The following is a 19758-nucleotide window of genomic DNA, read 5'->3' as shown; positions in this document are numbered from 1 at the left end:
TGGGTGCAATCTGCGCCCAATACAAGCGCTGTCAATGCGCAATTAGTCTGCTAAAGTTGCATTCAATGTACAGATAACGTACTAATATTGGCTTTCAAATATAAAAACATAGAATCGGAAGTCATTATGTCATCTCACGAAGCAGCTTCTGCTGAGTCATCAGACAACAAGTTAGACACGGGCTTTTTTGGTCATCCTCAAGGCCTATCGACCCTCTTTTTTACCGAAATGTGGGAGCGTATGAGCTACTACGGCATGCGCGCATTGCTGGTATTATTTATGACGGCCAGCCTCCAACAAGAGGGTTTAGCCTTTACTGTGGCAACGGCAACAGCCATTTATGGCTTGTACACCGGTGCGGTTTATTTTCTTGGTTTGCCAGGTGGTTGGATAGCTGACCGATTACTTGGTGGACAACGCACCGTTTGGTATGGCGGCATCATAATCATGTTAGGCCATATTGTGCTTGCGATCCCCGCCCAAAGTACTTTTTTTATCGGTTTAATTTTAGTCGCAATAGGCACAGGCCTACTCAAGCCCAACATCAGTGCGATGGTTGGTCAACTGTACAGTAGTGAAGATGTGCGTCGCGACAGTGGCTATGCCATTTACTATATGGGGATCAACATTGGTTCGGTGATCGGCTACATGGTATGCGGCTATTTTATGGAAAATGTTGGTTGGCACTGGGCATTTGGTGCGGCCGCTGTAGGTATGGCCATCGGCCTAGTGCAATACCGTTTTACATTGGGAAACATCGAAGGTGTTGGAGACAAGCCCAGTAACCCATTGACACCAGCAGGCAGCAAAAAAGCTTGGTTTGCTATTGGTGCAATACTCGCCGCGACAGGTGCGATTGTCGGATTAACTTACGCAGGCAGCATAGTAATCAACCCTGTGGTGTTAGCTCAATATGTTGCTGTAGCGTTTACGGTAATTTTTCTCGGTTACTATGCCTATATCTATTTTGCTGGCAACTTAAATGCAGATGAAAAGAAAAAACTATGGGCGCTGTTTTTAGTCTGTGTCGCCTCAGCTTGTTTTTGGTCTGGTTTTGAACAAGCAGGCTCGTCGCTAAACTTATTCGCACAGGACTACACTGACCGTGTCATTGCGGGTTTCACCGTACCAACAGCTTGGTTCCAATCATCTAATTCATTTTTCATTATTATTTTATCCCCTTTCTTTGCAGCCCTTTGGATAAACTTGGCTAAACGCATGATCACACCATCGTACAGCTTAAAATGTGCTATTGGTCTGGTGATTATGGCAAGTGGCTTTATTGTCATGTTCTTTGCCTCACAATATGCTGCACAAGGCTTAAAGGTAGCGCCCATGTGGTTGATCACTACGTACTTTTTGCACACCGTTGGTGAGTTATGTCTTAGCCCGGTCGCACTCAGTGCCGTCAGCAAACTGTCACCTAAACGTTTTGCCGGTCAAATGATGGGGATATTTGTACTTACTTATTCTATCGGTAATATTATTTCAGGCCTACTTGCAGGCAATTTCGATCCTGAGCAAGTCGATCAAATTCCAAATCTATATTTGCAGATCAGCTTATTTGGTATCGGCGTGGGTATTCTTATCCTGTTATTTAGCTTCAGAGCCAAAATATGGGAAGGGCAAACCCAGCAGCAACCTGCATAACCGATTAAGAGAGGTGCAGCCCAGACGCGTGTTGCATCTCAGCTCTGCTCGCTGCGCATCTCTGATGACGCAGCTATGTTATTTCTCCATATTTCCCTTTTTTTACACCAAGTTCTAAGGTTAAGATAAATAGGTGTTTTAGGAGATCAATCAACCATGAAAAAAATCGTCGTTACAGGTGCCACCGGGTTACTCGGACGTGCATTGGTGAAGGTATTATCACAGTCAAATACTGTCATTGGTACCGGGTTTCGCAGAGCCGCACCGCCAATTGAGCAACTTGATTTGCACGACCAAACAGCCATTACTGCCTTTTTAGATACACACCAACCTGAAGTTTTGGTACACGCAGCAGCTGAACGCAAACCTGACATATGTGAAAATGACCACCAAGCAACTATAGCTTTAAATGTGCAGGCGGCAGAGTTTTTAGCGAACCAATGCAAAAAAAGGCACATTCAATTTGTGTTGATCAGCACAGATTACGTTTTTGACGGTCAAGCAGCCCCATACACCGAAAACGACACGACTTCGCCAGTTAATTTTTACGGCCAAAGTAAAGCGCAAGCAGAGCTTGCTGTATTAGCTGTTTGTCCTGAGCATACAGTCGTGAGAGTCCCCGTACTCTATGGTGACGTTGAATATTTGGCTGAATCCGCTGTAACAATCATCGCTGAACAAGTCATAAAAGACTGTAACAGTGCACATGATGATTGGGCAATACGCTACCCAACACATGTTGAAGATATCGCACTTACGCTCAACGATTTATTGGCACAACCTCGCGATAAACAATGTGGTACTTTCCATATCTCAAACAACCAGCTGATGACCAAATACGCCATGGCAGTAGAGATTGCCAAGGTATTAGCGCTTGACACACAAGGCTTAGTCGCACTACCTGAGCCATCGCAAACTGCGACAAGGCCTTACAACTGTGCATTGCAAGACACTAGGTTGCACACAATGGGCATCAAACATCATCGCGATTTTGCCACGGCAATAGCCAAAGTGCTGAATCAGCACGGCCATTAAAGCAACATCAGGGGCGTTCAATTATGCGATATTTTATTCGATTTTTACTTGTCTGCTCCCTGTCTCTCAATGTCTACCTAGAGTGGCAACGACCACACTCATTGCTAAAAAGCATGCTCTTCCCCGCTGAACCGCAACAACCCGGTGTCAGTATAGACTCAATGCCCGCTGCGCCGCACACAAACGTCCAACTTGTCAAAACACACACCCCTTTAGAGCTGGCAGATCAAGCCTTTGAAGCGGGCGATTTACTCACCGCTGCGCGCCTTTGGCACGATAGTACCAACCCTACTCAGCAGCTAAACACAGTACATGCATGGCTAAAGAAGCTGCGTAGGGACTTGAAGCTCAAAAGTGAACAGCAACTTGCCAGTATCTTATTGTTTGTACAACGTATTCTAGCAGTTACCCCCAAAGACTTTGCAGCGCTTAAATTGGAAGCGGATGTTTATCTTGCGCAAGGAGAGCAAAATGAAGCGATTTATCGCTATATCAAACTGCTGCACCTCTACCCTGAATATCAACATTTGCAGGATATCGTTACAGCCTTGATAACTCAGCGTTTAAACCATCTTAAAGAACACAGCGATTGGCATGAAATAATCGCACAAGGGCAAATTTGGCTCAGTGAGCAGCCTAATAACCTCCCTATCATTGCCGCCATTATCGAGGCGCACTTAGCACTGAATAACCCATTAGAGGCAGAATTATTGCTCACACAGCTAAGTGCTCAACAGCAACGCCATAAGGCGATCGCACCACTCAAAGATGCCCTTGAAAACGTCACACAACAAGTAGAGCGAATTCCCTTGGAGCGACGTGGTGAACACTATGTTTTAAAAGCACAAATAGCAGGGCAAGAAATCTCTTTAATGATTGATACTGGGGCAAGTATTACGGCACTGACAGCCGCCCAGTTCGAACTGCTCGCATATGACGTAAACTATTTAAATTCTCGCCGAGTGAGCACGGCTAACGGCATTACCGAAGTTCCCTTTTATATGAGCACTGGAATACAAATTGGCAGCAAACAAAAAACCCCTTTTGAATTTGGGGTAATGGAGCAGTCCCATTACGGACCAGGGTTGCTTGGCATGAATTTTTTGCGTCATTTCGAATTTGAAATAGATCAGCAGCAAGCCGAGCTGATTTTAAAACCGAGGTAATCCACTAAGAGCTATGACGCGCTAGACGCTGACAGCCTTTTATTCATGAATGTCAGCTCAAGAGGCGCAGCTAAACAGTCTATGGATGCCGCTTTGTCAACATCCACTCCATTGCTAGACACATAAACGATATCAAAACACTCTGACATGCGCTCTATAAATGCTTCAACTTGCTTTACACACTGCGGTATTGGCGATAATTCAATTGTCACCACACTGAGCATGCTTTCCAGCGTTATGATATCGTCAACTAAATGATACTCGTCGCAGGACATACTAATATTCAACATAGTGGCGTTGTCATCTATCGTGCCATAGACAGCAATTAAGGTTTCTAAGCTGATATCCACTTCGTTAGTTTGTGTGCTAACACGACGGCGTAACAGCCGATTACTACTGGTGTAAAATGTATAAAGTAAGATTTGGTTAAGTAATGAGTTTGCATGACGCTTGCTCTGTTTGAGCTTGCCTGACAGCGCACTGCGCAATGACTTAACACCACTGCCAAATGCCTCACTGATCACTGACGATAAACAAAGCTTATGATCGACACCAATGATCTGGCATTCAGGATTGAGTGCCTGAAATGCTTTATCAAAGCGCCAATTGTCATTAGCACCTAGCGATAGCAATGTCTTTGTTCTCGAAATCGCACGAGCAGGGACCTGATGACCACGTTCATGCGGTCCACCTACTCGTACGAGATCACCACATTGACTCAATTGTCTCTGTAATTTATTGATCTCCACAACCAGTAACACCAATTTAACCCAAGTTACATTAAGTGTAACTCCAATATATATGATTGTTTTAATAAAGTGTGAATTTTTTTAAGAAAAGTAATTTTTTACACAATTAATTCTCATGTAAGCCTTATAAAAGCCTTGTATTACTTACAGTTTAACCACTATGGCTCAATTTGAAGAATTGACAATAACCGTACAATAGAGACATCAAGCTCATAAAAATCAAACACAATGTCAACATTTAGCTAGTATAACTTGTTGTCCCCAAAGGGAACTTCAAGTAGGTTACTGCTTTGGCGTACTGGCTGCCCTATCATTTCGTCATAGGCGCTTTGATGACGTAACATCATTTTTTGATATGGCAGATGTTGGACGAGCTTTTGCAGTGCCAGTGGGTTATGCGCTTTCACCCCTTTGCCTTGTGCATCGACAACGATATATTCCGAATCGCCCAAGCACACGCTAAGTTGGTAAAGTGCTTGATCGAGTGAATTAACAATAAACTTATCGATAATTGGTTTGTCTGCCAGTGCCGCCAGAGTGATTTTCATAACATACCTCCAAATACGTGTTATACGCTTTATATTCAATTGAAGTTTATGGCGGATACATACTGATTGAGATTTGATATAGTTTGCCTTTCTTTAATCCTGATTACGGCTCCTCATAAATGTCTGAAAACTCCGTTATTGCACCTATGCGCCTAGCCAAGTACCTCAGCCATTGCGGAGTTTGTTCAAGACGACAAGCATCCAGATTAATTGAATTAGGCCAAGTACAAGTAAATGGCCGAGCGGCAAACCACATTGATCATGTCACAGAACAAGATGATATCTGGGTCACTGGGCAAAAAGTCGCGGGCCTGGCCCCCAAGTTACTATATCTTTATCACAAACCAGTTGGCATCGATTGTAAGTTGAGTGAGCAAGACCCAAGTAGCCTGTTTCATCACCTGCCAAAGGGCTCACGTGTTTACCCAATCGGCAGGCTAGACAAAGATAGCCGAGGCCTATTATTGCTCACCAATGACGGCGAGTTATGTCACGCGCTGATCCACCCAGATAAACATCAGGAAAAAGAATACATTGTCAAAGTTGATAAACCCATTGATGCAACCTTTTGTGAAACACTGTCAAACGGAGTCCCGGTCGACGGGCAAACTACCCTGCCATGCACAGTGGTTCAAATCGATGAAAAAACATTTAAGATTGTGCTAAAACAGGGTCTCAACCGCCAAATAAGGAAAATGGCAAAACACTGTGGCCGGCAAGTGGTAGACTTGTACCGTGTGCGTATTGCCAATCTCATCCTCGATCCAAAGACGGTACCAGAAGGACAATATTGTCAGATAGATATCGCGAAATTGGTATTGTCCGTATAGCGCTCATCGGATTACAGACTCATCGCAATCATACCTATGGGACAGGCAATGCCCACCAGCCAGCTCAATGAGCGCAACTTATCTAAATCACACCAATAAAATACACAATACAAACACCTTGCCACAATATGAGTGACTGCCAGGCCTTGAATTAATGTGCCAGTCGTCCCAGTTGCGAGCACGATCGCAATCGCAAGACCAAATACAATAAGAGATTCAAAACAGTTGTAGTGCGCAGCAACAGCGCGGGCGCCAAGACCAGACAATTGGCTTTGTTGTGTTCTTGGCTGTTTATTGTCGTAGCCCCCCTCTTTACTTGCGGCAATGATAATGGGGACTTTTGCTAAATAGGGTAGTAGCACACCGATCAGTGCACACACAATAATGACACTCATAAACACTCCTTGATAATCACTTGGCCACTATTTAAGCGCAATTTATCAAGAAATGAAATCATTCCAACCAACAGAGAGTATTAGGAGAGCTGCAAAAAGAAATAAAGCCACCCAATCACATCTCAGTGGCTTTATGAGTAACATCGACGTCAGTATATGCATACAGGTTGTAAAGCGCACTGCGACAGATTGTCGCAGTGCTGTCTAGTCACAATTCGAAATAGCCAACATCACAAAAATTCATTATGAAACAAGACATAACAATTGTATTTTAACAACGCAGTTTTAAACAAAGGAGCAGATCATGGGGTGGTTTTTATTTACTTGTCTCGCCGCATTTAGCCAAGCTTGGCGTAATGCGCTACAAAGTCACCTCAGCAAACATGCCAGCGTCAACGCCGTGACTCTGGCTAGATTTATTTTTGCCACACCCTTGGCTGGACTGTATTTATATTTACTTTACTACTTTAACCCGGCGCCAACGCCACAGTTCTCAAATACCTTATTAATCTACATCTTAGGTGCCAGCATCATGCAGATCATCGCGACGGCACTCATGGTGGTACTATTTAAACAAAAGAACTTTGCAACAGGTGCGGGCTTAGCAAAAAGTGAAGCCTTAGTGGCAGCGATACTCGGCATGCTATTTTTTGGCTCTGCTTTGACATTTGTAGGCTGGATTGGCGTGCTAATCGGTGGAATTGCAGTGCTGCTACTGAGTGGATTTAGCTTTAAACAACTCAATTTTAAAACCGCAGCAATTGGTATTTTATGCGGCACCTGCTTTGCGTTGACGTCGCTGTGGGTGCGAGAAGCCGCACTGACCTTGGCTTTACCTTTTCCACACAGTGCTGGCTGGGTTTTACTCTCAGTGCTCAGTTGTCAAACACTGTTATTAAGCGGATATAGCTGGCTTACAGAACCTCAGATTTGGAAAACACTCAGAGCGCACCTCCCGTTGGTATTATTGATCAGCACCACCAGCTGTATTGGCTCTATCGGCTGGTTCAGTGCCATGAGTTTACAGCACGTCGCCTATGTTAAAACCTTAGGTCAAATCGAAGTGTTTTTTACTTTGTTAATCGCAACTTATTGGCTCAAATCACCGCCTAAAAAGCGTGATACGCTGGGACTCAGTTTAATTGCACTCGCAGCTGTTTTAGTAATGGCAGATGATATTATTGCACTGTGATACCATCAATTACGCTGCATATTGCTCACCGCATCACTTATTCACCAGCAAGTTTTCAGCTTGTAATACTTCTCCTATACTGTAGTAACGGTGAAACACAAATGGAGTTGGGGTGGCAACACGTCAACATTACTTTAGTCAGCCAGATACTGTCGAACTGGTAAAAAACCGCTTGTTCAAACAGCTGGCTTATTACTGTTTGGCGCTTCATAGTCTGTTGCTGGTTTTTTTTTGGTACTGTGATATTTGGATATTAACCGCAGTTAATGTGGGCAGTGTGATTGCGTGGGCTGTAGGGATCAAGCTCTTGTACATGCACCAAACTCCCCTAGCCCTGCGACTGTTTTGCATCGAAGTCACTGTGCACTCCGTTTTCGTGTGCGCCACACTGGGCATGGATTATGGGTTTCAATATTATCTTTGGACCATTGCCAGCCTGATCTTGCTTGATTACCAACTCAAATTAAAATTTGCGTCAGCATTGGCTCTGCTATTGATAATTACGTTTGCCATGCTCTTTGAACTGTTCAACAAAGTACAAAACACCTTCTTATTCAGTGAGTTTGCACCTTATATTCACTTTATCAATGTGCTTATTTGTGCACTTCCCAGTATTTATACCATTGGCCACATTAGAGAGGTTTCGTTTTCAAACCGCTATCAACTTGCTCAGATGGCCGCCATCGACCCGCTGACTAATCTGTTTAACCGCCGCTACGCAAAAGAACTGATCAACAATGCACAAGAGAACAGTATTGAAACATCACAGCAATTATCCGTCATCATGGCCGATATTGATCATTTTAAAACCATCAATGATAAATATGGTCATGAAATAGGCGATGAGGTTCTTATTGAAGTTGCATCAAAAATACAGCAACACACATTACACTCAGACATTGCGGTGCGGTGGGGGGGAGAAGAGTTTTTACTGGTGTTCGTCAACTGTGATTTAGCCACAACGCAAGCGCGTATCGAAAGCTTGCGTCGTGACATTGCAACCCACTCATTTAATGATCAACGTCTGCCAGTCACCATGAGCTTTGGCGTTGCTCAGTGGCACCCCGCTTTGCCGTTTCGAGTTGCTGTAAAGCTCGCTGATGATGCTTTATATATGAGTAAGGCTCGAGGGCGAAACCGCACCACCAGCGCCCATTCAGATGCGGTCCAGCACTCCCTACAATAACTTTTTACTGAGCCGAGAACTCAATAGTGTGCTGTATGCTTCCAGGTAATAAAGGTGTCAATTGACCTTCAGCATATGCGCTAAAGCCTTTGCGATAATACGGTGACAGCGGATGACCACTTTGCCCCCCAGCGACCGTCATCACTGCATTTTCCAAATGTCCCGGCTGAGCGATAAAGCGCTGAGATGCACCAAAACTTTTTCCTTGAACTGCCGGCATATAGCTATCGCCAAACCCGGGGACAGCGGGCATATCTAAAAAGCGGCTTAAAAATGGCATTTGCTGACTAAATGGGTGCTGTACGGTCAAAGTATTCACCTCGCCCCATGTCCAATTAGCCATACCGGCGCCAAATTTTGTTTGCAACCTAGCATGAGTACGTAAATATGCCGCCTCTAACAAGTGCTGCCAATCTTGATGTCCCGCCAACCAAGTTTTGGGCTGAGTTTGGATCAATTGCCACAAAGCTGGCTCAAAGTAACGCGCTAAATGTGCCAGTGTTTCATCTTGACCTTGCAGATACTGTTCAACGGGGCTAAAAACAATATCAATCACACTCTTTCTAAAAAACTTCACTAGCGTATAACCAACTGAATCCGTGCACGCGCAAGCTTGCCAATTAGCCAAATAGGCAAGTGCCTGTTTGTAATTTTGCTCTTTGCCTGATGCACTTGTGAGTGTATCAACCAGCAAGTCATGCCATGGCATTAAAAAGCGCGCTTCATTATCTAGTTGTAGTGTATTGAAGTCTGTTTCGGTAAATCGTTCAGCCGCTAATAATCGGTCGCGAATTTGGACTGCACGCGCCCCCAGCGCGTAACCTCCATCGCCAAAGCGACGATGATCTATGGCCGACATCACTCGTGAATTGGCTGTCCACAACTTGCCATTGTCAGGGTTGATCACGTGTGGACGAACCGCCTCATTCGTTTTCCAAAGCAATGACTCTGCACGCACGGACGAAACTGCCAAATCACTTGGAAAGACCCTAGATGGCAAAGCGCCTATCGGCTGCCAAGCCGCATTACCCTGTTTATCAACTACCATGAGGTTTTGGACTGGGATCCCGACATCACTTGCTACTTTGAGTGCTTGTTCTACTGATACCACTTGCTCCAACTGTAATAAGTTCAGGTTTACGGCGTAAGGTTGATGCGCAACCCATTGCAGCGCGTAGCGTTTACCATTGAACTGCTTAACTGGCCCAAATTGACTCATAGAGAGAGCGTAAGTCCGCACCTCACCGTTTGGCAGTTTGATCTCTTCAAGTACCGTTTGCTCCTCATCTTGCTCCGATAGCACAATCCAATCTGCTGTATCCAAATACCCATTGGTAAACCCCCATGCAATATGTTCATTGCTACCAACCACAATGGCAGGCACACCTGGTAAACTGACACCCGTAACCGTCACAGGCTGAGCTGAATCAGTGTGGTAGTTTATTTGAGCACGATACCAAATGGACGGCACATTAAGGCCAAGATGCATATCGTCTGATACCATCGCAGCCCCTGTTTCTGTCAAGCTCCCAGTCACAGCCCAATTATTGCTGCCATAGAGAGGGGTTTCTTCAATTTTTGTCACATTTCTCGCAACCTCAACTGGCTGTGTCAATGCAGGGATCGGCACTGTCGCTGTGGACAATTGGCTGTCATCAAGTGCCGCTTGGAATTTACTTGGCTGAAGGATAAAGTCGACCATAGGTTGGCCAAACTGCTCAGCAATATGGATCAGTGTTTTATCTCTTCTGAACGTAGCTGTCTGCAAGTCCAGATACATACTGAAAATAACTAACAAGGAATCCGCAGGACGCCAATCTTGGGCTTGAGCGCCAAGCAATAAATATTCGAAGTTTGACATGCCCGATTGCAATCGACCATCATTGACGCCTTGAGCGTATACATGCAATAAGGTTTGCTCTGCAGCGCTCAAGGTTGCAAAAATCTCTTCACTGCGTTTTCTGAACTGATGAAACCGAAGGGATTTATCAAGTGAGACAGCCCCTTCACCAAAAAGCTCACTCAATTCACCAGCGGCATTTCGGCGCAGCAAGTCCATCTGGAAGAAACGATCCTGGCCATGCGCATAACCCATCGTATATGCAGCATCTTGACGATTTTGTGCATGTATCACCGCCTGCCCTAAAGCATCCCGGCTCAGCTTACTGTTTGCTTGTAAATTGCTGCTTTGAGTGTGGCCATCCAAAGCAGGTAAACTCAGTGAGAGTACCCCATATATTGCTGCCGTAAGCGTCAATATGCCTATAACCAAGACCGAAGCACCTACCCTAAACCATTTCAACATATACTTTCCTTTCTACAAATAAGCGGGTGATACGCACCGTTGCAACCTACCCTATTCGCCAACACAGTTATAGCAATTCATTTCACCACGTTCAAAGACACTTTTGATGCTTTAAATTTACGACGCTTTTTTTGCAATTTATTTAAGCTTGGTTTAAACAAGGTTTGATTTGGCGACTTTTAGGCAAGACAACTATAGTTAAATAATTCATGGAACCGACAGAAAAAACATGCAAACTGAGAATGTTGTGCCGCCAAGGAAAGCAATATTATCCAAGCTTGGAGTGTTAATGCTGCTGACGGTGATCATCGCCACAGGTTGGTATGTTGATCGTGTTAACCATAAGCACCTCATAGAAGTACAAAAAAACCGCACTTATGAACAAGTCAATGTCTACCGCACCCGTATAGAGGGGCAGCTTGCAGCTAATATTCAATTAGTGCGAGGGCTTGCTATTGCACTTGCCAATGAAGATCAGCTCAGCCAACAAAAATTTGCAAATATAGCGTCCCCTTTATTTGAGTCGGATGACATACTGCGCAATTTAGGCGCTGCGCCGGATATGATCCTACAGTTTGTCTACCCTCTGGAGGGCAATGAAAAAGCGATCGGGTTAAACTACCGCACCCACCCCACCCAACGAGTTGAAGCGCTAAAGGCTCAGGAAACCAGAGAAATCGTATTAGCAGGTCCCCTCCAGCTCGTCCAAGGCGGAGAAGCATTAATAGCACGGGTGCCCGTTTTTAAATCCGAGGATCAGTTTTGGGGGCTACTCTCAGTGGTCATTGATATGCAAAAGTTGTATCAAAGTGCCCGACTAAACGAACTGGAAGACAACTACCAAATAGCCATTCGCGGGCAACACGCGCGTGGAGAGCAGGGAGCCTATTTTTATGGCTCAAGTGATATTCAACATCTCAATCCTTTATCCTTTGAGATAAATGTGCCTTCGGGCTCTTGGCTGCTCTACGCTGCGCCTAGATTTGGTTGGTCAGGTGAGGACTCTGCACTGTGGCCGTTTAGGCTGGCACTACTCACTATCGTGATAATATTTGTTGTCGCTTTTATCTTTTTTACGCGCTTGCTAAAACAGCTTGAAGATCAAGCCAACTCCTTAACCAGTATGGGGTCTTTAGCTGAAGTAGGAGCGTGGTCAGTTGAATTGAGCAACCACCACATCAACTGGTCCACTGTGACCAAGCAAATTTTTAATGTACCAACACATTACCACCCCTCGTGGATGGGCAGTACAGAGTTTTTTAAGGAGGGTGCACAGCGCAAGAAATTTCAAGATGCCATGAGCACAGCGATAAAAAGGGGTCAGGGTTTCCAAGGTGAATTTTTAGTAGTCCCTAAAGATAAACCTCCTTGCTGGGTACTTATCAAAGCACAAACTAAAACGTCGGGCCGCAAAACGCTCGAAGTATATGGTTCAATTCAAAATATTCATCAGCGTAAAACCATGGAAGTTGAGCATGAAAAAGTCGCCAAAAACAACGAGCTTTTAGCCCAACTTAGCACCCATGAAGTGATACTCAACAACCATTTAGACAGAGCGCAAGAACTGTGTATCGACACAACCTGCCAAGGTGTCAACGCATCCCGAGCAAGTATCTGGCTATTTAGTGAGGAGCAAACTCATCTCTACCCGGTGTGTTTTAGTAATACGAAAAAAGACAGCTTACAGCACTACCCACCATGGCGAAAAACCTCTCAGGCGGCACTGTTTAGTGCTCTGGCCGATAAAAACATTATCGAAGCCTGGGCGGCAAAAAGCCACCCCGTAACCCGAGTGATCAATGAGCAATACCTCTCACCATTTGAAATAGATGCAATTGTGTTTGTGCCGATATTTTTTAAAGACACGCTATATGGCACTTTAACTGCGGAATTTAATACTGCACACCCACAATGGACCCAAAGTGACAAACGCTTTTTAAAAGCCATCGCCGCCATGCTGGCAAGCCTCTTTAGTAGCCAACAACAACAAAAAGCACAGCACAAAGCCATCATGGAAAAAGAGCTGGCGGAACAATCGGCCAAAGTCAAAGCATCCTTTTTAGCCAGCATGAGCCATGAAATTCGTACCCCAATGAACGGTATACTCGGTATGCTCAATATCTTGAGCGGTTCAACCTTAAATGACGGGCAAAGACGCCATTTATCCTTGGCCCAGAGCTCCGCGGAATCTTTGCTGACGATCATCAACGACATTCTCGATTTTTCAAAAATCGAAGCCGGAAAAATGTCAATTGACACAGTGCAATGTGACTTAATTCAGATTATCAGTGACTGCTTTTCAGCCTTTGCCCCTAAAGCCATCGAGCAGCATACCGAGCTGTTTCTCGACAGCCGTAATATGCAATATCAATTTGCTAAAACTGATCCACACAGGTTGAAGCAAGTACTGAACAACTTGATCAGTAATGCCATCAAATTCACTGAAAATGGTAAGATCACCCTAACTTGTTATACAGAACAAAGTAACCAAAACACGCGATTATGGTGCAGTATTGAAGACACAGGCATTGGTATCAGCAAAGCGCAACTAGACAAAATCTTTGACTCATTTACACAGGCAGATCCCTCAACCACTCGCAAATTTGGCGGCACAGGGCTAGGTCTAACCATCGCCAAACAGCTGTGCGAACTCCTTGGCGGGGCACTGCATGCCTATAGTAAACTCAGTATTGGCAGCACCTTTACTTTTTATATTGAACTGCAAGATGCGCAGCCCATAAAAGCGCTAGATAGCACCAGTGACTACCTACTTATAATAGATCAGCACGCTCAAACTGAACTGAGTGCACGGCATATGCTCAATGCATGGCGAGTTCCCACAGAGCATTTTTTAACCATCCCAGATGCGCTGGAATTTTGTGAATCACAGTGTAACTCTCACCCCGCGCTTATCGTCACTGCCACGGTATTAAGTCACAGTACAGAACTGGTTTCACAGGCCTTGTTTACGTTTATAAAAAAACATCAACTTAACTACGCTATTTTATGCCACACGCCTGAAGAATTAGCAGCACTGCCGCATGCCCACGACTGTAATACCATACTTGCTCCACTTACACCCGCCAATGCGCTGACACTGGTGCAAAAAAAGCATACTGCCAAATCAGAGAACCAGGGGGTGCAGCTCAATTGCTCTGTTTTATTGGTCGAAGATAACAAAATCAACCAAACTGTGGCACTTAGCTTACTGGCAAAAATAGGCATTGAAGCACAGTGCGCAACCAATGGTCGCCTTGCAATTGAGCACTTACAAAGCCTAGAGCAACCTTATGACGTGATCTTGATGGACTGCCAAATGCCAGAAATGGACGGCTACACAGCCACTCAAGAAATACGTCATGGAAAATGCGGCAAGCAGCACCAAGACACGATAATTATCGCGCTCACGGCAAATGCCATGGAAGGTGATGAAGAAAAATGCCTAGCAGCGGGTATGGACGCTTACCTAAGCAAGCCAATCAATTTTGATTTGTTGACAAAATCACTACAAGAATGGACTGGCTCAACTAGGAAAATATCTTTAAATAGCATAGAGTAAAGCAAATTGCTGACACCCATATTCCGATTTGGCTCCTTGTCACAAAGCCAACAAGCGGTGTGCAAATTTCATTTACGATACTACTTGAAAAGGGAAACTATGAAGCTCACTATGATCGAACAACGCTTGATTGGTTGTTTGCTAGAAAAAGAAACCACCACACCAGATCAATATCCACTGTCTGTAAATGCACTGACCAATGCCTGCAACCAAAAGTCAAATAGAGAGCCCGTACTAGCGCTCACAGAAGCTGAGGTTTTAGATGGCCTGTCACAACTAAAGTCTCAGCGTTTAGTTATGTGTGATGAAGCTTTGTCAGGTCGTGTTTCTAAATACACTCACCGCTTTTGTAATACCGAGTTTAGTAGCCTGCAATTAAATGAGCAGCAGCGAGCGATTGTGTGCTTGTTACTTTTACGCGGTCCACAAACACCTGGTGAATTACGCACTCGCAGTGGCCGTCTTGCCGAATTTGCCAATGTAGCCGAAGTCGAAGAGGCGCTTAATCAATTACAACAGCAAGAACTAGTGGTGAAACAAGAAAGAGAGCCTGGTAAGCGAGAAAGTCGCTATCAGCACCTATTTGGCGATGTACCAGCTCCAGCAGACACTCCCATTGCATCCATTGATGAACCAAGCGAGCTCAATTCGCTGTTAGAAGAAATCAATCAATTAAAAGCTGAGTTAAAAGCAATCAAACAGCATTTGGGGCTTTAAGTTGTCTGAGGCAAAAAACATCGTTGCCCCAAGACTTACGGATCTATTACACTGTTTGTGAAGATTATTAAGAGGCCTGAGGATATTCAATGCGCGAAGCTATAATTGCCGAAATGAAAGTTAAACCTTCTATTAATGTAACCGAAGAGATCACTCGTCGAGTGCAGTTTATCAAACAGCGTTTGCTTTCCGCACACTGCACCAGCCTTGTCCTTGGGATCAGCGGTGGAGTAGATTCTTCCACCTGCGGCCGTCTTTGCCAGCTAGCAGTAGATGAATTGAACCAAGAACAACAAGATAAATCTTATCAATTTATCGCTATGCGTCTTCCCTATGGTGTGCAGGCAGATGAAGACGAGGCACAAATGGCGATGGATTTCATCAAGCCAAGTAAACGCCTTACCGTCAATATTAAACCTGCCGCCGATGCGATGCATGAGCAGGCTATTCAAGCCATGAATGAAGCAAATTTGACACTCCCAACACAAACTCAAATTGATTTTGTCAAAGGTAATGTAAAAGCTAGGCAGCGCATGGTTGCTCAGTATGAAATTGCAGGGCTTAGCGCAGGTTTAGTTGTTGGTACGGACCATAGCGCAGAAAACATCACCGGATTTTACACCAAGTTCGGCGATGGCGCCTGTGATCTGGCTCCATTATTTGGCCTGTCTAAACGTCAAGTGCGCTCACTGGCTGCACATTTAGGCGCACCCGCACAGCTTGTTGAAAAAGTGCCAACGGCTGATCTTGAATGCGATCGCCCCGGCTTGGCCGACGAAGCTGCGCTGGGCTTAAGTTACGAGAGTATTGATGACTTTTTAGAGGGCAAACCAGTTTCACTCGAAGTAGAAGAAAAACTGATTGCGATTTATCAGCGCACCCAGCACAAGCGACAGCCTATTCCCACAGTTTATGACTAAACCCTAGCCGATTAAATCCGATGGGTGCGCTTAGCACCCTATTCTATTTTTAGACAAGCCACCACGGCTTAACAAAATAGTTACATATTTGTGTACAGCCAACAAAAACTCATGCTAAGTTAGTGATCATAAAGGTAACTTATCTCGTATTATCTATTATGTGTATCAGCTGGTGACTCTTGATTCACTTCAATCTCAAGCTTGAATTTGAATGTACCACAAGATACTAATTTTAAAGGAAACCAATGGACGCCCCTATTTTAATCACAGGTGGAGCACAGCGTATTGGGCTCGCACTTGCTCGGCACTTCATCGCAGCTAATGTACCGCTCATTGTCACCTATCGAACCCGTCACGACTCGGTTGACGAGCTAGCCGAACAAGGTGTGAAGTGTATACAAGTTGACTTTAATGAACCAAACGCCATCGATACACTTGTTCGCCAAGTCAGTGATTATACGCCAGCGCTGCGTGCCATAGTGCACAATGCATCGAGTTGGGATTGTGAAAAACTCAATCCAAATCACGATGCCCTGTTTGATAATATGATGCGCATACACGCTAAAGTACCCTACTTGCTCAATATGGCACTGGCCCCGCTACTACAAGCATCACAAGATGTTAGCGACATAATTCATATTACGGATTATGTCGCTGAGAAAGGCAGTCCCAAACACATTGCATACGCTGCCAGCAAAGCCGCATTGGACAATTTAAGTCGCTCTTTTGCAGCTAAATATGCACCTGATATTAAAGTCAATTCAGTGTCGCCATCACTCATTATTTTTAATGAGCAGGACGATGAAGCTTATAAAGCCAAAACCCTCAAAAAGTCACTTATGGGCATAGAACCGGGTTGCAAAGAAGTCATTGCAAGTATTGAGCTCTTGCTCAACAGCAACTATATAACAGGTAGAACACTCGCCGTTGATGGTGGCAGGCATTTAAAGTAAGTTTGGGTTTGATGCATTGATTTAAACCCAAGCACAATTTTTGTGAGTTATTATTATGCATGAAGAATTAAAAAACAGTTACACAGAGATCATTAACGCCGTTGGTGAGGACGCAGACAGAGAAGGGTTATTAGACACACCTAAGCGTGCGGCCAAAGCGATGGAGTACTTAACTCAAGGATATCGACAAACTTTAGATGAGATAACCAATAATGCGGTGTTTTCATCCGATGCTGACGATATGGTATTGATCCAAGATATCGAATTGTACTCAATGTGTGAACATCATCTGCTCCCTTTTGTCGGCCGTTGCCACATTGCTTACATTCCCAATGGCAAAGTGTTAGGCTTATCTAAATTTGCTCGAATTGTCGACATGTATGCACGCCGCTTTCAAATTCAGGAACAGTTGACTCATCAAATTGCCAAAGCTGTTGAAGAAGTGACTGGTGCACGAGGTGTTGGTGTGATTGTCGAAGCAAAACACATGTGCATGATGATGCGTGGCGTAGAAAAGCAAAACTCGAAAATGCGCACCTCAGTCATGTTAGGTAACTTCAGAGAGGATGCAAAAACTCGCAATGAGTTTTTACAACTCGTCAAACACGACTAAATTGCAAGGACATGCCAATGATGCATAATGCGATTATCAATATAACTAACCTGAGATTACGAACCTTCATCGGGTTCAATGACGAAGAGCGCGAAAAAAAACAAGACGTAGTTATCAATATCGAGATCCACTACCCCGCTGACACTGAATGTGTTCAGCTAGACGAAGTTGATCATGCGCTTAATTATAAAACCATTACCAAATCGGTGATCAAGCTGGTTGAGACTGGACACTTTTTGCTGCTAGAAAAATTAGTGGCAGATATATTATCGGAGTGTCACCAGCACCCGGATGTTTCTTTTGCCCGTGTGCGAGTTGATAAACCCCATGCGCTACGCTTTGCAGATTCTGTTTCTTTAACACTTGAGTGGCGCAAGGCGCAAAACATAGATTAAAAACCCATATGCTCCAGATGACTGGAGCATTGCCAACAAGCTCAAAACAACCCCATAGCCAACGCTATCACCAAAGCATAGCGAAGCCCTTTTCCAATACTCACCAACAATAAGAATGCACTAAATCTAATTTTAAATACCCCAGCTATCAGCGTCAGTGGATCACCGACAACTGGCAACCACGCAAACAAGAGGCTAAATGTGCCATAGCGTTGAAAATGCGCTTGTGCCCTCGCCATGCTGCTCGGCGATACGGGAAACCAGCGGCGATGGCTAAGCCGCTCAACTTGTGTGCCAAGGTAGTAATTCACACAACTTCCGAGCACGTTACCTATGGTTGCGCTGCACCACAGCAAAAATACATGACCTGATTGCTTAACAACCATACCTGTAAGCAGTAACTCCGACGCCGCAGGTAACAGCGTCGCTGCAATAAATGCGCTGAAAAAAAGACTCAGATAAACCATAGTAAAAAGATAAAATGTGTTGGAAATACAGCAATCACAAAGCTTGCTATGTGATTAAAAATACGCGTAAATAGGACCAGCCTACCATAAGGAAATCAACAATGATAAAAAGTCAGCTCACAATCAGTTTTCTCACCGCCGCATGTTTAGCAATAAGCGCCTGTGGCACCACTGAATCGACTACACCCAACGCGGACTATGAAACCTATATTAGTCAAGGCGACATATTTAAACATCTGACATTTAAAGACATCAATGGTCAACCAGTCGATTTGGCCAATACACAGGGCAAAAAGCTAGTCATCTTTTTCGCTACTTGGTGTTCAGACTCACAACGTATGTTTAACGAACTCAACGCTTCTCCTTTAGTCACCGATCGCAACCTCACCATTGTCGCAATTGGCCGAGAAGAGACCTCAGAGTCACTTGCACAATTCGCTGCTGACTATAATGTCTCTTTTCCCCTCATCACAGATGAACAGCGCACAGTGTACAGCCAATATGCCAATAAAGGGGTACCGCGACTGATCCTACTTGATGAAAACAACCGCGTCGTTAACACTTTAATTGGTGAAACAGAAAATATTATTGAGCAGGTAAAGTGGAACTAAATTCAGACGTTGTCAGTATCTTAACCATGGCCAAAGTGATCCAAACCGCTGTGGCCCCAGTTTTTCTATTAACAGGGATCGCCGCATTTTTGGGTGTTTTATCTAATCGATTAGCGCGTATTACAGACCGAGCACGTTTACTTGATAGAAAGCTCAATGCCAATCAAGATGACACCCTACATTTTACGCTCACCCAAGAAATGCGCGCTTTGCTAAAGCGCTCTCGCTGCATTCACATCGCTTTTAGCATGAGCGTTCTTAGCGCACTCATGGTGTGTGCAGTGGTCGTGCTATTGTTTATTTCCCACCTCTATACGTGGTCACTTGGGATCACAGTTTCAAGCTGTTTCATTGCTGCCATGCTGCTTTTAATTGGGGCTTTTATAGCGTTACTCGCTGAGGTCATGTTGGCAACACGTAGTATGCGACGCGGTATGATTTTTAAAGATATTGGATAAGCGCTCAAT

At 44.5% G+C, this 19758-nt stretch carries 19 protein-coding genes; 14 read left to right on the top strand and 5 right to left on the bottom strand.

Annotation, left to right across the window (positions count from 1 at the left end; all coding sequences use genetic code 11):
• The first annotated feature begins 126 nt into the window (after positions 1-126).
• From N483_RS18220 to N483_RS18210, 3 genes are all read left to right on the top strand, one after another.
• Positions 127-1650, top strand: a complete 1524-nt coding sequence (locus N483_RS18220) for a peptide MFS transporter (RefSeq protein ID WP_023399049.1) — start codon at positions 127-129, stop codon at positions 1648-1650.
• A gap of 156 nt (positions 1651-1806) precedes the next feature.
• A complete protein-coding gene (locus tag N483_RS18215) occupies positions 1807-2685 on the top strand; it encodes a dTDP-4-dehydrorhamnose reductase family protein (RefSeq protein ID WP_023399048.1) in 879 nt (292 codons plus the stop codon).
• A 23-nt stretch (positions 2686-2708) separates the two neighbouring features.
• A complete protein-coding gene (locus N483_RS18210) occupies positions 2709-3851 on the top strand; it encodes a retropepsin-like aspartic protease (protein WP_023399047.1) in 1143 nt (380 codons plus the stop codon).
• An 11-nt stretch (positions 3852-3862) separates the two neighbouring features.
• On the opposite strand, the gene N483_RS18205 is transcribed toward N483_RS18210, so the two are convergent.
• Together N483_RS18205 and N483_RS18200 are read right to left on the bottom strand one after the other, a co-directional pair.
• Entirely contained in the window at positions 3863-4600 is a 738-nt protein-coding gene (locus N483_RS18205; RefSeq protein WP_155250753.1) for a hypothetical protein, read from the bottom strand.
• A gap of 242 nt (positions 4601-4842) precedes the next feature.
• Entirely contained in the window at positions 4843-5148 is a 306-nt protein-coding gene (locus N483_RS18200; RefSeq protein WP_023399045.1) for a DUF6482 family protein, read from the bottom strand.
• A 119-nt stretch (positions 5149-5267) separates the two neighbouring features.
• On the opposite strand from N483_RS18200, the gene N483_RS18195 reads away from it, so the two are divergent.
• Positions 5268-5978, top strand: coding sequence for a pseudouridine synthase (locus N483_RS18195; protein WP_023399044.1), 711 nt, complete (start codon positions 5268-5270; stop codon positions 5976-5978).
• 11 nt (positions 5979-5989) lie between these two features.
• On the opposite strand, the gene N483_RS18190 is transcribed toward N483_RS18195, so the two are convergent.
• On the bottom strand, positions 5990-6373 hold the full coding sequence (locus N483_RS18190; protein ID WP_023399043.1) for an MAPEG family protein: 384 nt from the start codon (positions 6371-6373) through the stop codon (positions 5990-5992).
• A 304-nt stretch (positions 6374-6677) separates the two neighbouring features.
• On the opposite strand from N483_RS18190, the gene N483_RS18185 reads away from it, so the two are divergent.
• Together N483_RS18185 and N483_RS18180 are read left to right on the top strand one after the other, a co-directional pair.
• The gene (locus N483_RS18185; RefSeq protein WP_023399042.1) at positions 6678-7565 is read left to right on the top strand and encodes a DMT family transporter; all 888 of its coding nucleotides are present in this window, start codon (positions 6678-6680) and stop codon (positions 7563-7565) included.
• A gap of 112 nt (positions 7566-7677) precedes the next feature.
• Complete coding sequence (locus N483_RS18180; RefSeq protein WP_063383371.1) at positions 7678-8751, top strand: sensor domain-containing diguanylate cyclase; 1074 nt, start codon at positions 7678-7680, stop codon at positions 8749-8751.
• 4 nt (positions 8752-8755) lie between these two features.
• Here N483_RS18180 and N483_RS18175 read toward each other — a convergent pair whose 3' ends face one another.
• Positions 8756-11056: a penicillin acylase family protein gene (locus N483_RS18175; RefSeq protein ID WP_023399039.1), complete on the bottom strand. Its 2301-nt coding sequence runs from the start codon at positions 11054-11056 to the stop codon at positions 8756-8758.
• Between the two features lie 229 nt (positions 11057-11285).
• Between N483_RS18175 and N483_RS18170 the strand changes: the two genes are divergently transcribed.
• The 6 genes from N483_RS18170 (at position 11286) to folX (ending at position 18213) form a co-directional block, all read left to right on the top strand.
• Positions 11286-14615, top strand: a complete 3330-nt coding sequence (locus N483_RS18170; protein ID WP_052027377.1) for an ATP-binding protein — start codon at positions 11286-11288, stop codon at positions 14613-14615.
• Positions 14616-14714: 99 nt separating this feature from the next.
• Positions 14715-15332, top strand: a complete 618-nt coding sequence (locus N483_RS18165; protein ID WP_023399037.1) for a YceH family protein — start codon at positions 14715-14717, stop codon at positions 15330-15332.
• Between the two features lie 89 nt (positions 15333-15421).
• Positions 15422-16252: an ammonia-dependent NAD(+) synthetase gene (nadE, locus tag N483_RS18160; protein WP_023399036.1), complete on the top strand. Its 831-nt coding sequence runs from the start codon at positions 15422-15424 to the stop codon at positions 16250-16252.
• 245 nt (positions 16253-16497) lie between these two features.
• Complete coding sequence (folM, locus tag N483_RS18155) at positions 16498-17205, top strand: dihydromonapterin reductase (protein WP_023399035.1); 708 nt, start codon at positions 16498-16500, stop codon at positions 17203-17205.
• A gap of 55 nt (positions 17206-17260) precedes the next feature.
• Positions 17261-17818, top strand: coding sequence for a GTP cyclohydrolase I FolE (gene folE, locus N483_RS18150; protein ID WP_023399034.1), 558 nt, complete (start codon positions 17261-17263; stop codon positions 17816-17818).
• Positions 17819-17838: 20 nt separating this feature from the next.
• Positions 17839-18213, top strand: coding sequence for a dihydroneopterin triphosphate 2'-epimerase (folX, locus tag N483_RS18145; RefSeq protein WP_036975970.1), 375 nt, complete (start codon positions 17839-17841; stop codon positions 18211-18213).
• A 41-nt stretch (positions 18214-18254) separates the two neighbouring features.
• Here folX and N483_RS18140 read toward each other — a convergent pair whose 3' ends face one another.
• A complete protein-coding gene (locus N483_RS18140) occupies positions 18255-18680 on the bottom strand; it encodes a YqaA family protein (RefSeq protein ID WP_023399032.1) in 426 nt (141 codons plus the stop codon).
• Positions 18681-18781: 101 nt separating this feature from the next.
• On the opposite strand from N483_RS18140, the gene N483_RS18135 reads away from it, so the two are divergent.
• Both N483_RS18135 and N483_RS18130 read left to right on the top strand, forming a co-directional pair.
• Positions 18782-19291, top strand: coding sequence for a TlpA family protein disulfide reductase (locus N483_RS18135; protein ID WP_023399031.1), 510 nt, complete (start codon positions 18782-18784; stop codon positions 19289-19291).
• A 26-nt stretch (positions 19292-19317) separates the two neighbouring features.
• Positions 19318-19749 carry a DUF2721 domain-containing protein gene (locus N483_RS18130; RefSeq protein ID WP_036975968.1) on the top strand — a complete coding sequence of 144 codons (432 nt, stop codon included), beginning with the start codon at positions 19318-19320 and terminating at the stop codon, positions 19747-19749.
• The last annotated feature ends 9 nt before the right edge of the window (positions 19750-19758 follow it).

The sequence above is a fragment of the Pseudoalteromonas luteoviolacea NCIMB 1944 genome, from assembly GCF_001625565.1.
GTDB classification, from domain to species: Bacteria; Pseudomonadota; Gammaproteobacteria; order Enterobacterales; family Alteromonadaceae; genus Pseudoalteromonas; species Pseudoalteromonas luteoviolacea_F.
Note: the sequence above shows the minus strand (reverse complement) of the source record. Positions and strands in the feature narration are given on the sequence as shown.

Coding starts and splice junctions, on each gene's coding strand:
- N483_RS18175 (WP_023399039.1), bottom strand. CDS start 11,056: ATGTTGAAATGGTTTAGGGTAGGTGCTTCGGTCTTGGTTATAGGCATA.
- nadE (WP_023399036.1), top strand. CDS start 15,422: ATGCGCGAAGCTATAATTGCCGAAATGAAAGTTAAACCTTCTATTAAT.
- folX (WP_036975970.1), top strand. CDS start 17,839: ATGCATAATGCGATTATCAATATAACTAACCTGAGATTACGAACCTTC.
- N483_RS18195 (WP_023399044.1), top strand. CDS start 5,268: ATGTCTGAAAACTCCGTTATTGCACCTATGCGCCTAGCCAAGTACCTC.
- N483_RS18220 (WP_023399049.1), top strand. CDS start 127: ATGTCATCTCACGAAGCAGCTTCTGCTGAGTCATCAGACAACAAGTTA.
- N483_RS18190 (WP_023399043.1), bottom strand. CDS start 6,373: ATGAGTGTCATTATTGTGTGTGCACTGATCGGTGTGCTACTACCCTAT.
- N483_RS18215 (WP_023399048.1), top strand. CDS start 1,807: ATGAAAAAAATCGTCGTTACAGGTGCCACCGGGTTACTCGGACGTGCA.
- folE (WP_023399034.1), top strand. CDS start 17,261: ATGCATGAAGAATTAAAAAACAGTTACACAGAGATCATTAACGCCGTT.
- N483_RS18165 (WP_023399037.1), top strand. CDS start 14,715: ATGAAGCTCACTATGATCGAACAACGCTTGATTGGTTGTTTGCTAGAA.
- N483_RS18210 (WP_023399047.1), top strand. CDS start 2,709: ATGCGATATTTTATTCGATTTTTACTTGTCTGCTCCCTGTCTCTCAAT.
- N483_RS18200 (WP_023399045.1), bottom strand. CDS start 5,148: ATGAAAATCACTCTGGCGGCACTGGCAGACAAACCAATTATCGATAAG.
- folM (WP_023399035.1), top strand. CDS start 16,498: ATGGACGCCCCTATTTTAATCACAGGTGGAGCACAGCGTATTGGGCTC.
- N483_RS18130 (WP_036975968.1), top strand. CDS start 19,318: ATGGCCAAAGTGATCCAAACCGCTGTGGCCCCAGTTTTTCTATTAACA.
- N483_RS18185 (WP_023399042.1), top strand. CDS start 6,678: ATGGGGTGGTTTTTATTTACTTGTCTCGCCGCATTTAGCCAAGCTTGG.
- N483_RS18135 (WP_023399031.1), top strand. CDS start 18,782: ATGATAAAAAGTCAGCTCACAATCAGTTTTCTCACCGCCGCATGTTTA.
- N483_RS18140 (WP_023399032.1), bottom strand. CDS start 18,680: ATGGTTTATCTGAGTCTTTTTTTCAGCGCATTTATTGCAGCGACGCTG.
- N483_RS18170 (WP_052027377.1), top strand. CDS start 11,286: ATGCAAACTGAGAATGTTGTGCCGCCAAGGAAAGCAATATTATCCAAG.